We start from the raw sequence: 14,953 nt of genomic DNA on the forward strand, positions 1-14,953 counted from the left end.
TGATCGACTCGGGCCCGTCGGCCCGGGTCGCTCACGCCCTGGGCCGTGATCCACTCGGCTTCCTTGACGTCGGGCCTTCCGTGCCCGCCGCATACCGCGCTGTCAAGGAAGCCGAGTGGATCACGAGTTTCCGACCCCCGTCGTGTCCTGCCTCGTCACCTGGTTGTCCCTGCCGGGTCATCCCCGTCGTGTCCTGCCTCGCGCCTACCGGCGCCGCGGTCGCCCGCGCGGCCGCCGACCGATGTTTCGGCTTGACTACGGTCTTGTTATCGATAACAGTAAGCATCAATAGGGTTCGATTCCTGCGCCGCGCCGGCTCTGATCCGCGTGCCTCCCCGTCGAGGTCGAACGATCTCCGGGTCCGGGCGCAGGTTGCTGTTAGCGATCACATCATCGGTCCGGCGGTGTGCCGACCAGCGATGCGGCGGCCGGCTGAGCACGTCCGGCGCCTCAGGCCAGCGAAGGAGGATCATGTTTTCCACTGGACGGGTTCCGCGCGGAGCGCCACGCCGGCGCGGGAGATTGTCAGTACTCGGCGCGGCGGTGGTGGCGGTGGTGATCGGCGCGGCCCTCGCCGCTGTCGCCCCGTCGCCGGCCTCGGCGGCGACCGTGGACACCAACGCGTGGTACGTGTTGGTCAACCGCAACAGCGGCAAGGCTCTGGACGTGTACAACCTGGCTACCAACGATGGTGCCCGGATCACGCAGTGGACCCGGAACAACGGCAACCAGCAGCAGTGGCAGTTCGTCGACTCCGGTGGTGGGTACTACCGGTTGAAGTCGCGGCTGTCGGGCAAGGTGCTCGACGTCTACCAGCGTGCGACCGCCAACGGCGCGGCGATCGTGCAGTGGTCGGACAACAACGGCACCAACCAGCAGTTCCGGTTGGCGGACTCGGACGGTGGTTACGTTCGGCTGATCAACCGGAACAGCAACCGGGTGATGGAGGTGCAGGGCGCCTCGACCGCCGACGGTGGCAACATCGTGCAGTACGACGACTGGAACGGCGCCAACCAGCAGTGGCAGCTCGTCCGCGTCGACGGGAGCACGCCGCCCACCACGCCACCCCCGTCGAACGGCACCTTCACGAACCCGGCGATCTGGCAGGACTTCGCCGACGTCGACATCATCCGGGTCGACAACGTCTACTACCTGACGTCGTCCACCATGCACTACTCGCCCGGCGCGCCGGTGCTGCGCTCCTACGACCTGGTCAACTGGGAGTTCGCCGGGCACGCCGTACCGCGCCTGGACTTCGGCTCGAAGTACGACATGAGTGGTGGTAGCAACGCGTACGTCGACGGGATCTGGGCGTCGACGCTGAACTACCGGCCGAGCAACAGGCAGTACTACTGGGCCGGGTGCATCGACTTCGCGCAGACGCACATCTACACCGCGTCCGCCGTCGACGGCGCCTGGAGCAAGCACACCACCATCCCCAACTGCTACTACGACGCCGGCCTGCTGTTCGACGACAACGACACCCCGTACATCGCGTACGGCAACGGCACCATCAGCGTCGCCCAGCTCTCCGCAGACGGGAAGTCCCAGGTCCGCGCCCAGCAGGTGTACCAGACGCCGTCGAGCATCGGCACGCTGGAAGGTGCCCGGTTCTACAAGCGCAACGGCGCCTACTACATCTGGCTCACCCGCCCGGCCAACGGCCAGTACGTGCTGAAGTCGACGAACGGCCCGTTCGGTCCGTACGAGCAGCGGCAGGTCCTGCTCGACCTGCCCGGCCCGATCTCCGGCGGTGGTGTGCCACACCAGGGCGGCCTGGTGCAGACCCAGAACGGCGACTGGTACTACATGTCCTTCGTCGACGCGTACCCCGGCGGCCGGATGCCGGCCCTGGCGCCGATCACCTGGACCGGCGACGGTTGGCCGGTGCTGCAGACGGTCAACGGCAGGTGGGGCGACAGCTACCCGAAGCCGAACCTGCCCGCGCCGCCCCGGGCGGTCAAGCCGCTCATCGGCACGGACACCTTCGCCGGCACCACGCTGGGCCCGCAGTGGGAGTGGAACCACAACCCGGACACCAGCAGGTTCTCGGTCAACAACGGCCTGAACCTGCAGACCGCCACCGTCACCGGCGACCTGTACAAGGCGCGCAACACCCTGACCCACCGCATTCAGGGCCCCACCTCGACGGCCACCATCGAGTTGGACTACTCCACCATGCGCGACGGCGACCGCACCGGCCTGGCGGTGCTGCGCAACTCGTCGGCCTGGATCGGCGTCCGGCGCGACAACGGCACCACCCGGCTGGTCATGCAGAACGGCCTGACGATGGACGGTAGTTGGAACACCACCAGCACCGGCAGCGAGGTGGCGAGCACCGCCGTCTCCGGTGGCCGGATCTGGTTGCGCGCCAACGCCGACATCAGACCGGGGTCCGGACGGCAGGCCCGTTTCTCGTACAGCACCGACGGTGTCAACTTCACCTCGTTCGGGAACGCCCTGACGCTGGCGAACAACTGGCAGTTCTTCATGGGCTACCGCTTCGCCATCTTCAACCACGCCACCCAGGCGCTCGGTGGCGCGGTCACCGTGCGGAGATTCGATCTGACCACACCGTGACGCCTGTCACAACGCTGTCGTAGTGACCGGTGGCGCGGGCGCCGTACACCTGACGTGGTGGTGTGCCCGCGCCACCGGCAGCCGTCCTCGCCGGCCTGCCCGACGCTCTGTCCAGGAGCGTGGGGCAGGCCGGCGTTGGCGCGGCCGTAAGTCGGACGACCGGCGCTCCCGGCGGGAACTGTGTCGCAGGACTCCGGCACGTCGCACAGTCCGGGCAACGCGGTGCCATGTCCGGGGCGCTTGCTGGCGTAGACTGTCGGCGATCCAGCGCTGGTCACCTGGGATTCAGCACCGGCGTGGTGACTGAGCGAGGGGACCGGGCCGGGCCGCTCCAGTCAACGTCGACCGGGCCGCGGGCCGGACACGTAGCGGGGGGAGCGAAATGGCCGTCCACGGTCCCGCGATGACGGACGTCGCCCGTCTCGCCGGTGTCTCCCATCAAACCGTGTCGCGGGTGCTCAACGGGCACCCCAACGTCCGTGAGCAGACCCGGCTGCGGGTGCGGGCGGCGATCGCCGAACTCGGCTACCGCCCCAACGGCGCGGCACGCGCGTTGGTGACCGGTCGATCGCAGGTCATCGGTGTGGTCGCGCAGAACACGACGCTCTACGGCCCGGCCTCGCTGCTCGCCGCGCTGGAGCAGACCGCCGCCGAGGAGGGCTTCGCGGTCAGCGTCGGCAGTGTGCGCAACCTCGACCACCGTTCCATCTCGGCAGCCGTCGAGCGGCACCTGTCGCACCGGGTCGCCGGCATCGTGGTCATCGCGCCGGTCGAGTCGGCGGGTGAGGCGTTGGCCCGCCTGCCGCAGGACGTCCCGCTGGTCACTGTCGACGGTGACCCGAGCGGGCCGGTGCCGTTGGTGACCGTCGACCAGGTGGCGGGCGCGCGAGCGGCCACCCAACATCTGCTCGACGCGGGCCACCGCACCGTGTGGCACGTCTCCGGGCCGTCCGACTGGTTCGACAGCGTGGGGCGGATCGACGGCTGGCGGCAGGCGCTGCTGGCCGCCGGACTGGAACCGCCACCGCCGATGCCGGGGGACTGGTCCGCCGCCTCGGGCTACCGGTCGGGGCAGATGTTGGCACGGATGCCGGAGGTCACCGCCGTCTTCACCGCCAACGACCACCTCGCGCTGGGCGTGCTGCGGGCGTTGCACGAGTTCGGCCGGCGGGTGCCGGGCGACATCAGCGTCGTCGGCTTCGACGACGTGCCGGAGGCGGCATACTTCATCCCTCCGCTGACCACTGTGCGGCCGGACTTCGACGCGGTGGCACGCGCGAGCCTGCAGATGCTGCTGACCCAGATCGAGTCGGGCACCGGTGGAGCGCTGCGGCAGACGATCGCGCCGGCCCTGGTCGCCCGCGAGAGCGTCGGCCCGCCGCGGCACTGACGACGGCGCGGCGCCGACGCTGGGCGACGCGGTGGTAGCTATCCGTAGGCGTCAATGTCACGAAGTCTTGTGCATAAGACGTGCGTCGATCGGACCTGGCACCTCACGCATCGATTATTGATGATGCCGATGCGGGAAGGTATTGAACCTCGTGAAATGTCGCCGTAACATGACTGGCGTCGCTGTTAACGCTAACAAAGATTGGCGTCCGGCTATCAGTCCGCTGACCGGCGATCCTCAACACGGGCGGGCGCCACCGACGAGGAGGCTCGATGAACCGCATCACCCGAGGTCGACGATGGGGCAGTGTGCTGGCGGCGGGACTGCTGCTGGCCGGCGCCCTGGTCGGCCTGCGTGCCCCCGCCGCCCAGGCGCTGGACAACGGCGTGGCGCGCACTCCCCCGATGGGGTGGAATTCGTGGAACACGTTCGGCTGCAACATCAACGAGTCGCTGATCCGGACGATGGCTGACGCGATCGTCAGCAGTGGGATGCGCGATGCGGGCTACCAGTACGTCGTCGTCGACGACTGCTGGTTCAACCCCAACCGGGACAGCTCGGGCAACCTCCAGGGCGACCCGACCCGGTTCCCCAGCGGAATGAAGGCGCTCGGCGACTACCTGCATGCCCGCAACCTCAAGTTCGGTCTCTACCAGGTGCCCGTCGACAAGACCTGCGCCCAGTACTTCGGCGCCTACCCGGGCGCGACCGGCAGCCGGGGCCACGAGGTCCAGGACGCCCGGCAGTTCGCCGCCTGGGGAGTGGACTTCCTGAAGTACGACTGGTGCTCGCCGGAGGGCAGCATCAACGACCAGGTGACCACCTTCGCCAAGATGCGCGACGCGCTGGCCGCCACCGGCCGACCGATCGTCTACAGCATCAACCCGAACAGCATCCACGCCAAGACCGGCCCGCAGCGCAACTGGGGCGACGTGGCCAACATGTGGCGGACCACCGAGGACATCACCAACGCCTGGGACACCGGCCAGACCAACGGCTACCCGATGGGTATCCAGAACATCATCAACGTGACGGTGCCGTTGGCCTCGTACGCGCGTCCGGGTGGGTTCAACGACCCGGACATGATGGAGGTCGGCAACGGCGGAATGAACGACACGGAGATGCGCAGCCACTTCGCGATGTGGTCGATCATGGCGTCGCCGCTGATCGCCGGCAACGACATCCGCAACATGACCGCCGCGACGCGGACCATCCTCAACAACGCCAACCTGATCGCCATCAACCAGGACTCCCTCGGGTTGCAGGGGACGCAGGTGTCGTTCGACGGCACGCGCCGGGTGCTGGCCAAGCGGCTCGCCAACGGTGACGTCGCCGTCGCGCTGTTCAACCAGGGCTCCTCGACGACGACGATCTCCACCACGGCCGCCGCCATCGGCAAGTCCGGCTCGTCGTTCACCCTCGTGGAGGCGTGGACCGGCACCACCAGCTCCAGCACCGGGACCATCAGCGCCAGCGTCCCCGGGCACGGCACGGTGGTCTACCGGGTCAGTGGTGGTGGAACGACCACCCCGCCGCCGACCACGTCGAGCGCCCTCGTCAGCGCCTCCTCCGGCCGCTGCCTGGATGTGCCGCAGAGCAACACCGCCAACGGCACCCAGCCGGTGATCTGGGACTGCAACGGCGCCGCCAACCAGAACTGGACCGCCAACGGTCAGGCCCTGCAGTCGCTCGGCAAGTGCCTGGACGCGCCGACGAACGCCACGGCCGGGTCCAAGGTGCAGCTCTGGGACTGCAACGGCGGGGCCAACCAGCGGTGGACCAGCAACACCAACGGCACGATCAGTAACGTGCAGACCGGGCTCTGCCTGGACGTGAACAACAACGCCACGGCCAACGGCACCACGGTGATCCTCTGGACCTGCACGGGCGCGGCCAACCAGCGCTGGTCGCGGCGGTAGCCGATCGGGCGTCGCGCCCGACCGGGTCGCGGCAGCCGATCTGAACGCTGGTGCCCGCGGACGACACGCCGTCGTCCGCGGGCATCGGTCTGTCCGGCGCCGGGTCGTCGGGCGCCGGTCGGTCCGGCGACCGATCCGCCGGGGTGGTCTGTCGGGCGTCGCCGCGATGATGCAGAGTCGTCATGTTCCGCCCTTCCGGCGGATCGACCACATGACTACGCTCGCCTGGATGCTCCGTTACGAGACCGTGACACCGGTATTTCCGGCCAGGTGTTGACGCAATCTATGTGAGCGCTAACACTACCCGAAAGATGACAGTTGGCCCCGGCAGTCGGCGGGGGAGTCCAAGAGAGGAGAACCCCGTGGGCAGGAGATTCCTGGTTGCTCTCAGCACCGCGGCACTGGCGTTGAGCCTGACGGCGTGCAGTGGTGAGGGCGCGGGTGGCGGTGGTGACACCGGCAGTGACAAGCCCGGCGACCTGACCATCGGCGTGTCGATGCCGACCCAGACGTCCGAGCGGTGGATCGCCGACGGCAACGCGGTGAAGTCGAAGCTGGAGGCGAAGGGCTACAAGGTCGACCTCCAGTACGCCGGCGACGACATCCCCACCCAGTCGCAGCAGGTCGACCAGATGATCACCCGGGGCGCGGACGTCCTGGTCATCGCGGCGATCGACGGCACCGCGCTCAGCAGCCAGTTGCAGGCTGCCGCTGACGCGAAGATCCCGGTCATCTCCTACGACCGGCTCATCCGCGGCAGCAAGAACGTCGACTTCTACGTCAGCTTCGACAACTACAAGGTCGGCGTCGCCCAGGCCACCGGCCTGCTCGTCGGCCTCGGCCTGCAGAACAAGGACGGTTCGAAGGGCACGGCGAAGGGCCCGTTCAACATCGAGCTGTTCGCGGGTTCGCTGGACGACAACAACACCCAGTTCTTCTTCGGCGGCGCGATGGACACGCTGAAGCCGTTCATCGAGAACGGCACGCTGCGGGTGAAGTCCAAGCAGACCACCATCGAGCAGGTGGCCACCCTGCGCTGGCAGCAGGAGACGGCGCAGAAGCGCATGGAGGACCTGCTGACCTCCAGCTACAACGACGGCTCGAAGGTCGACGGCGTGCTCTCCCCGTACGACGGCATCTCCCGGGGCATCATCACCGCCCTGCAGAACGCCGGCTACGGCACCGCGGCCAAGAAGCTCCCGGCGGTGACCGGCCAGGACGCCGAGATCGCGTCGATCAAGCTGATCAACGACGGGGTGCAGACCTGCACCGTCTTCAAGGACACCCGTCTGCTGGCCGAGCAGGCCGTGAACGCCGCCGAGGCGTTCCTGCAGAAGAAGCAGCCGCAGGCCAACGACACGCAGACGTACAACAACGGCGTCAAGGTCGTTCCGTCCTACCTGCTGCCGATCGTCACGGTCTACAAGGACGACATCAAGACCGCGCTGATCGACTCCGGCTACTGGACGGCGGAAGAGGTCGCCGCCGGTCAGGCCAAGAAGTAAGCCAATCGTCGGGCCCGGCGGTCACCGCCGGGCCCGACGTCTGGGCGGAGGACGTCCAGACCTCACCGGAGGACAGTGACAATGGATGACACCATCCTCGAGATGCGTCGCATCACCAAGACCTTCCCCGGCGTGACCGCGCTGGAGGACGTCAGCCTCGCCGTGCGTCGCGGGGAGATCCACGCGATCTGCGGGGAGAACGGCGCCGGCAAGTCCACCCTGATGAAGGTGCTGTCCGGCGTCCACCCGTCCGGCTCGTACGACGGCGAGATCCTCTTCGACGGCAAGCCGGTGCAGTTCCGGGGTATCCGGGACAGCGAGGCCAACGGCATCGTCATCATCCACCAGGAACTCGCCCTGGTGCCGTACCTGTCGATCGCGGAGAACATCTTCCTGGGCAACGAGCGGCGCGGCCGCAGCGGGCTCATCGACTGGAACCTGGCCAACGCCGAAGCCGACAAGCTGCTCGCGTCGGTCGGGCTGCACGAGAACCCGGTGACCCCGGTCATCCAGCTCGGTGTCGGCAAGCAGCAACTGGTGGAGATCGCCAAGGCGCTGTCGAAGAAGGTGCGCCTGCTGATCCTGGACGAGCCGACCGCCGCGCTCAACGACATCGACTCGGCCCACCTGCTCGACCTGCTGCGCAACCTCAAGGAGCAGGGCATCACCTGCATCATGATCTCGCACAAGCTCAACGAGATCACCGCCATCGCCGACTCCACCACCGTCATCCGGGACGGGCGCTCGGTCGAGACCCTCGACATGCGTTCCGAGCAGGTGACCCAGCAGCGGATCATCAGGGGCATGGTCGGCCGCGACCTGGACAGCTTCTACCCCGACCGCGAGTCGTCGCCCGGCGAGGAGGTCCTCCGGATCGAGGACTGGACGGTGCGGCACCCGGTCCAGGAGCGGATGGTCGTCGAGGGCGTCAACCTGAACGTCCGCGCCGGTGAGGTCGTCGGCATCGCGGGTCTGATGGGCGCCGGGCGTACCGAGCTGGCGATGAGCGTGTTCGGTCGGTCCTACGGGCGCGACATCAAGGGCCGACTCTTCGTCAAGGGACGCGAGGTGCAGGCGCGCACCGTGGCCGAGGCCATCGACAACGGCATCGCCTACGTCACCGAGGACCGCAAACGGTACGGCCTCAACCTCATCGACGACGTACGGCGCAACGTGTCCGCCGCCGCGTTGGACCGGCTGTCCCGGCTCGGCTGGGTGAACGGCAACGAGGAGATCAAGGTCGCCGAGGCGAGCCGCCAGGAGATGAACATCCGCACGCCCAGCGTCATGGCGGTGGTCGGCAAGCTCTCCGGCGGCAACCAGCAGAAGGTCGTGCTGTCCAAGTGGCTGTTCACCGACCCGGACGTGCTGATCCTCGACGAACCCACCCGGGGCATCGACGTCGGTGCCAAGTACGAAATCTACACGATCATCAATCGGTTGGTGGCCGCCGGCAAGGCGGTGATCGTCATCTCCTCCGAGCTGCCGGAGCTGCTCGGGATGTGCGACCGCGTCTACACCCTCGCCGCGGGCCGGATCACCGGTGAGATGCCGGTGGCCGAGGCGACTCAGGAGAGCCTCATGGAGCTGATGACAAAGGACAAGGAGCTCGTCGGATGACCAGCATCAAGACCCCTTCGACGGAGCGTCCGACGCCACCGGAGAGCACACCCGCCGCCGCCCTGCACAGCGGGACGAGCGACCTGCGGGCGCTGGTGTTGAACAACCTGCGACAGAGCGGCATCTACGTCGCCCTGGTCGTCATCGTCGCGCTCTTCGCGGTGCTGACCGACGGGGTGCTGCTGAGCCCCGGCAACATCACCAACATCGTGCTCCAGTACTCGTACATCCTGGTGCTGGCGATCGGCATGGTCATCCTGATCATCGGTGGGCACATCGACCTGTCGGTCGGGTCGGTGGTCGCGTTGACCGGAGCGGTCTCCGCGGTCCTGGTGATCCAGCAGGGTCACCCGTGGTGGATCGGCGTGCTGGCTGCGCTGGCCGTGGGCATCGCGGTCGGAGCGTGGCACGGCTTCTGGGTGGCGTACGCGGGCATCCCGGCCTTCATCGTGACCCTGGCCGGCATGCTGCTGTTCCGGGGTCTCACCCTCCGGGTGCTCGACAACATCTCGCTGTCGCCGTTCCCCGCCGAGTACCAGAAGGTCGCCGCGGGCTTCCTCAACGGCCTGCTCGGTGGCAACGGGTTCGACGCCTTCACGTTGCTGATCGGCGCGATCGCCGTCGCCGGGTACGCGGTGAGTGGGTTCCGCACCCGGGTGGCGCGGATCCGCTACCAGCAGCCTGTGGAGTCGTTCCCGCTGTTCGTCGCCCGGGTCGTGGTGGTCGGTTCGGTCATCATGTACTTCGCCTGGCAGTTGGCGCACGCCCGCGGTCTGCCGATCGTGTTGATCATCCTGGCGTTCCTGGTGCTGGTCTACGGCCTGCTCACCCGGCGTACCGTCTTCGGTCGTCAGGTCTACGCGATCGGCGGCAACCTGTCGGCGGCGGCGCTGTCCGGGGTGAAGGTGCGCACCGTCAACTTCTGGATGTTCGTCAACATGGGCTTCCTGGCGGCGGTGGCTGGCGTCATCTACTCGTCGCGGTCCAACGGCGCACAGCCCGCGGCCGGCAACATGTTCGAGTTGGACGCGATCGCCGCGGCCTTCATCGGCGGCGCGGCGGTCACCGGCGGTGTCGGCACCGTGGTGGGCGCGATGGTCGGTGGTCTGATCATGGCGGTGATGAGCAACGGCATGCAGCTGATGGGCATCGACCAGTCGACGCAGTCGGTGGTGAAGGGCCTGGTGCTGCTCGTCGCTGTCGCCTTCGACGTCTACAACAAGCGCCGGGCCGGCACGGCCCGCTGACGGCTCGACAGCACCCACGCGCGCCCCTGCCCGTCCGCGGGCAGGGGCGCGCGTGCTTCTCGGCCGTGCTCGCGCCGCCGGCCACCTCCCCTCGCCAGGGTCGGACTTCATCCGTCGCGGCGCTGTAGAGCTGCCCCGGATATGGGGCGTGGGCGCCGAGGCCGCCGCCGAGGAGCCCAGCGGATACGGAAGTGCCGGCGCCGTTGGCGCTGTCCCACTGCTGGATGGGCCTCGTCTCGTGCGGTGCTGTAGAGCTGCCCCGGAGACGGGGCGCGGTGCGACTGCGTGCCCGCGGCGACGTTGTGCCTGCCGCAACGTTGTGCCTGCCGCGACGTTGTGCCACTGCCATGACTGGGCGCGGCCGGTCGCCTCGTCAGCTCGTGCGGTGCTGTAGAGCTGCCCCGGAGACGGGGCGCGGCGCGACTCCGTGCCCGCGACGACGTTGTGCCTGCCGCGGCGTTGTGCCTGCCGCGGCGTTGTGCCACTACCACGACTGCGCGTCGCCGGTCGCCTCGTCAGCAGGGCCAACCGGAGATCTTGGCCAGGCCTGTCCGGAAAGGACGGACCTGGCCAAGATCTGCCGTGGGCCGTGGGCCGTGGGCCGGGGTGGCCGTGGGCCGGGGTGGCCGTGGGCCGGGGTGGCCGGTGCTCACGCTCCGCCGTGCTGCCCCATATCCGGGGCAGCTCTACAGGGCGCGGCTCCCGGACCTGCCCCCGCCGTCGGCCGGTCGGTCCGGCCGTCCGGCGGTCTCGTCGGTCAGTGGCAGTTGCCGGTGCCGCTGTCGGTGTAGCTCTGCCCGGCGACCGGCACGAACTGCCAGTCGTAGCTGCCGGAGTGCAGGGTGAACTTCAGTACGCCCCAGGCCGAGCTGTTGCGCGCCTCGCTGTTGGGCTGGATGGTGCCGAAGCCGTAGTGGCTGGCGCCGCCCATGCCGGCCACGAAGCTGCGCAGACCCCGGCTGGAGTCGGCGCCACCGGACGGGTTCATCGGCGCGAACCGCTCGTACACGTGGTTGTGCCCCCAGACCACGACGTCGGCGTTGTAGTCGTAGAGCGCCTGGTAGAGCGGTCGGGTCGACGTCGACGGCGCGTGGTTGGAGCTGGACGTGAACAGCGGGTGGTGCCAGTACGCGATGGTGCACGGCTTGCTGCTGGCGGCCAGGTCGGCGCGCAGCCACTGCTCCTGCGCCGAGCCGGCCGACATGCTGATGTTCGAGTTCAACGACACGACGTGCCAGTTGCCGAGGTCGTACGAGTAGTAGCCCCGCCCGCTCGGGCCGGCGTTCGTACCGAAGTAGTTGTAGTAGCCGGTCGCGCCGGACGTGTTGTAGTCGTGGTTGCCCGGCGACGGGCGGGTGCGGCTCTTGTGCCGACCCCAGGTGGGCTCGTAGTAGCTGGCGAACTGCGACGCGGTGCCGCTGTCGTAGACGTTGTCACCGGTGGTGAAGACCGTGCCGGAGATGTTGTCGAGCAGCGCCGCGGTGGCGCTGTCCCCGGAGCCGGAGTCGGCGATGTCGCCGGCGCCGACGAGCACCGGGTCCCCGGTGGGCGGCGTGGTGGTGCCGGTGGTGACCACCAGCTGCGGGGCGTCCGCGCCGGACTCGCGGGTGTCGTAGTACGCGCCGTCGCCGCTGGCCGAGGTGGCACCGAAGCTGTACGTGCCGTTGCCCGTGACGGCCGAGGTGACGTCGATCTCGTACCAGGTGTTGCCGCTGACCGCGCCGATCGTGCCGAGCGTGGCGCCGTCGATGGCCGGCTGGTTGTTCCAGGTGGTCCCGGTCTCCGACCACGTCGTGTTGGACATCCGGCGGAACGTGCCACCGGCGTCGCTGCCGCTGTTGCCGCTGATCGTGCGCAGCCGCAACTTCGCGCTGGTGACAGTGCCGCTGACATTGCTCACTGTGAAGCGCAGGAACGAGCGGCGTACCGGTGAGTTGTCGACGACGAACTGGGTGGCCGTGCCGTAGTTGGTGGCGGCGGTGTCGTTCTGCACGTAGGTGTCGGCGACGGGCGTGAACGTCACGCTCGCCGCCGACGCCACGCCGGCGCCGGTCACGACGAGGGCGGTCGCGCCGAGGACCACAGTGGCCACTCCCAGCGTCACCGACCGACGGGGGGATCGAATGTCCATCCAGGACTCCTTACATCGCGGGAAGAGCGCAAGGAATGTAGGAGAGTCGACGGTCCGGTGGGCCACTGCCACATGAACAGTACGCTCAGACAGTCAAACATCTCGATGTTTGTCGGATGTTCACCCGCCGCACGCCTGCCGGACCCCGACGAGCCCTTGCCGCCCCCGCGCCCGGTCGCCACGATGGCTGACCGTCAGCTACCGACCGGAGGAGATGCGCGTGTACCTGTCGACCGTCTCCCGACCGGCCGACGACCCACCCGGACCCGCGCGGCGAGGGCGACGGTTCGCGCTGGTCAGCGGCAACGTCGTCGCGCTCGGCACGGTCAGTCTGATCACCGACGTCTCGGCCGAGATGGTGGCCGCGGTGCTGCCGCTCTACCTGGTGCTGGGCCTGCACCTCAGCCCGGTGGCCTTCGGGCTGCTCGACGGGGTGCACACCGGCGCGACGGCCCTGCTGCGCGTCGTCGGTGGGTTCCTCGCCGACCGGTTCCGGCGGCGCAAGCTGGTCGCCGGCGTCGGCTACGCGCTCTCGGCGGTCGCGAAACTCGGCCTGCTGCTCGCCGGCCGGTCGGTGCCGGCGATCGGCGCCGTCATCGCCGTCGACCGGCTCGGCAAGGGGATCCGCAGCGCGCCGCGCGACGCGCTGATCACGCTCTCCACCCCACCGGAGGCGCTGGGCCGGGCGTTCGGGGTGCATCGGGCGATGGACAGCGTCGGCGCGTTCCTCGGTCCGCTCGCGGCGTTCGCGGTCCTGCTCGTCGTCGGCCAGTCGTACGACGCGGTCTTCGTCACCAGTTTCTGCGTCGCCGCGCTGGCCGTCGTGGTGCTCGTGCTGTTCGTTCGGGAACGTACCCCGGAGGAGCCGGCCGACGGCGGCGGCGAGCCGACGGTGAGCGTCCGCGAGGCGTTCGGCCTGTTCCGCGCCGCCCCGGCCCGCCGGCTGGTGCTCGCCGCGGCGCTGCTCGGGTTGGCCACCATCGGCGACGGGTTCGTCTACCTGCTGCTGCAACGCCGCGAAGACCTCGGTCTGCGCTGGTTCCCCCTGCTCGCGGTGGGGACCAGTCTCGCCTACCTGCTGCTCGCCGCCCCGCTCGGCGTACTGGCCGACCGGATCGGCCGGCTGCCCGTCGTGGTCGGCGGCTACACCGCTCTGGGACTGACGTACCTGCTGCTGGCCGGGCCGGTCGACGGCCTGCCGCTGATCGCGCTGACCCTGACGCTGTACGGCGCGTTCTACGCGGCCACCGACGGCGTGCTCATCGCGCTCGCCGGCCCGGTGCTGCCGGCGCGGCTGCGCACCACCGGCATCGCGCTGGTGCAGACCGGGCAGGCGCTGGCGTACCTCGTCTCGTCGGTCCTGTTCGGTCTCGCCTGGCAGGTGTGGGGCCCGGAGAACGCGGTCCGGGCGGCGGCGGTGGCCGTGGCCGCCGTCCTGGCCGGCACGGTGCTCCTGCTGGCTCCGCCCATCCGATCCACCACCCGGAAGGTTCCCCGATGACCGCGATGTCGACCCGAGCGAAGCTCGGCGTGGTGACCGCCGCGACAGTGCTGCTGGGCAGCGTGGCCGCCGGCTACGTGGCCACGGCGGCGCAACCGCAGCGGACCCCGCCGCCGGCCACCGGCGAGCAGGCGGTCACCCTGACGCCCGGCCCGCGCCTGCTGGCCATCACCGACCGGCACCTCTCCACCGTCGCCGCGACCGACCCCGCCGGGTCGCGCACCGTCGCCGGCCTGGAGTGCCTGCGGGTGTACGCCGCCGCCGGCACCGGGGTCTGCCTTAAGCCGGAGACCGCGTGGTCGTACCAGGTGGTGGTCCTGGACGCCGCGCTGCGCGAGACCCGGGCGGTGAGTGTGCCGGGCCTGCCGAACCGGGCCCGGGTCTCGGCGTCCGGCCGGATGGTCTCCTGGACGACGTTCGTCGGCGGCGACTCCTACACCTCCAGCGGGTTCTCCACCCGCACCGGCATCATCGACACCAGGAACGGCGTCACCGTCGCCTCGTTGGAGGAGTTCGCGATCACGCGGGACGGCCGCGGCTACCGCAACCCGGATGTCAACTACTGGGGCGTCACCTTCACCGCGGACGACAACCGCTTCTACGCGACCATGTCCACCGGAGGCAAGAGGTACCTGGTCCGGGGTGATCTCGCCGCCCGCCGGGTGGAGACGGTGAAGGAGAACGTCGAGTGCCCGTCGCTGTCCCCGGACGGCACCCGCATCGCGTTCAAGGAGGCGATCGACGCCGACCCGGCGAAGGGCTGGCGGCTGTCGGTCCTCGACCTGGCGAGCATGCGCGTCACGGCGACGGCCGAGACGGCCAGCGTGGACGACCAGGCCGCCTGGCTGGGCGGCGGCACGCTGGCGTACACGCTGCGGAAGGACGACGGTCAGCCCGACGTCTGGAGCGTCAGGGCGGACGGGTCCGGGGCGCCGACGCTGCTGATCCCCGGCGCCGAGTCGCCGTCCCCGCTCAGCTGAGACGAACGTGCCGGGCGGCCAGGACACCTGACCGCCTTGGCGCGGCCAACAGCACGTCATGTCCGATTCCGCGACGCACC

At 69.3% G+C, this 14,953-nt stretch carries 9 protein-coding genes; 8 read left to right on the top strand and 1 reads right to left on the bottom strand.

Features of this window, described 5'->3' with window-relative positions:
- The first annotated feature begins 471 nt into the window (after positions 1-471).
- The 6 genes from O7634_RS19225 (at position 472) to mmsB (ending at position 10,261) form a co-directional block, all read left to right on the top strand.
- Positions 472-2,580, top strand: coding sequence for an RICIN domain-containing protein (locus O7634_RS19225; protein WP_278151496.1), 2,109 nt, complete (start codon positions 472-474; stop codon positions 2,578-2,580).
- A gap of 403 nt (positions 2,581-2,983) precedes the next feature.
- Positions 2,984-3,970 (top strand): LacI family DNA-binding transcriptional regulator, encoded by a 987-nt coding sequence (locus O7634_RS19230; protein ID WP_278151497.1) that lies wholly within the window; start codon positions 2,984-2,986, stop codon positions 3,968-3,970.
- 272 nt (positions 3,971-4,242) lie between these two features.
- Entirely contained in the window at positions 4,243-5,889 is a 1,647-nt protein-coding gene (locus O7634_RS19235; protein WP_278151498.1) for a ricin-type beta-trefoil lectin domain protein, read from the top strand.
- A 362-nt stretch (positions 5,890-6,251) separates the two neighbouring features.
- The gene (gene chvE, locus O7634_RS19240; RefSeq protein ID WP_278151499.1) at positions 6,252-7,394 is read left to right on the top strand and encodes a multiple monosaccharide ABC transporter substrate-binding protein; all 1,143 of its coding nucleotides are present in this window, start codon (positions 6,252-6,254) and stop codon (positions 7,392-7,394) included.
- A gap of 81 nt (positions 7,395-7,475) precedes the next feature.
- Entirely contained in the window at positions 7,476-9,014 is a 1,539-nt protein-coding gene (gene mmsA / locus O7634_RS19245) for a multiple monosaccharide ABC transporter ATP-binding protein (protein WP_278151500.1), read from the top strand.
- Positions 9,011-10,261: a multiple monosaccharide ABC transporter permease gene (gene mmsB / locus O7634_RS19250; protein WP_278151501.1), complete on the top strand. Its 1,251-nt coding sequence runs from the start codon at positions 9,011-9,013 to the stop codon at positions 10,259-10,261. The genes mmsA and mmsB overlap by 4 nt, the downstream gene beginning before the upstream one ends.
- A gap of 757 nt (positions 10,262-11,018) precedes the next feature.
- On the opposite strand, the gene O7634_RS19255 is transcribed toward mmsB, so the two are convergent.
- Positions 11,019-12,392, bottom strand: a complete 1,374-nt coding sequence (locus O7634_RS19255) for a DNRLRE domain-containing protein (protein ID WP_278151502.1) — start codon at positions 12,390-12,392, stop codon at positions 11,019-11,021.
- A 220-nt stretch (positions 12,393-12,612) separates the two neighbouring features.
- On the opposite strand from O7634_RS19255, the gene O7634_RS19260 reads away from it, so the two are divergent.
- Entirely contained in the window at positions 12,613-13,893 is a 1,281-nt protein-coding gene (locus tag O7634_RS19260) for an MFS transporter (RefSeq protein WP_278151503.1), read from the top strand.
- On the top strand, positions 13,890-14,873 hold the full coding sequence (locus tag O7634_RS19265) for a hypothetical protein (protein WP_278151504.1): 984 nt from the start codon (positions 13,890-13,892) through the stop codon (positions 14,871-14,873). The genes O7634_RS19260 and O7634_RS19265 overlap by 4 nt, the downstream gene beginning before the upstream one ends.
- Positions 14,874-14,953 lie beyond the last annotated feature (80 nt).

This window comes from Micromonospora sp. WMMD1120, assembly GCF_029626235.1.
In the GTDB taxonomy this organism is placed as follows: Bacteria; Actinomycetota; Actinomycetes; order Mycobacteriales; family Micromonosporaceae; genus Micromonospora.

Excerpts from the sequence above, each read along its gene's own strand:
- mmsA (WP_278151500.1), top strand. The coding sequence starts at position 7,476 with ATGGATGACACCATCCTCGAGATGCGTCGCATCACCAAGACCTTCCCC.
- mmsB (WP_278151501.1), top strand. The coding sequence starts at position 9,011 with ATGACCAGCATCAAGACCCCTTCGACGGAGCGTCCGACGCCACCGGAG.
- O7634_RS19255 (WP_278151502.1), bottom strand. The coding sequence starts at position 12,392 with ATGGACATTCGATCCCCCCGTCGGTCGGTGACGCTGGGAGTGGCCACT.
- O7634_RS19235 (WP_278151498.1), top strand. The coding sequence starts at position 4,243 with ATGAACCGCATCACCCGAGGTCGACGATGGGGCAGTGTGCTGGCGGCG.
- O7634_RS19225 (WP_278151496.1), top strand. The coding sequence starts at position 472 with ATGTTTTCCACTGGACGGGTTCCGCGCGGAGCGCCACGCCGGCGCGGG.
- O7634_RS19265 (WP_278151504.1), top strand. The coding sequence starts at position 13,890 with ATGACCGCGATGTCGACCCGAGCGAAGCTCGGCGTGGTGACCGCCGCG.
- O7634_RS19230 (WP_278151497.1), top strand. The coding sequence starts at position 2,984 with ATGACGGACGTCGCCCGTCTCGCCGGTGTCTCCCATCAAACCGTGTCG.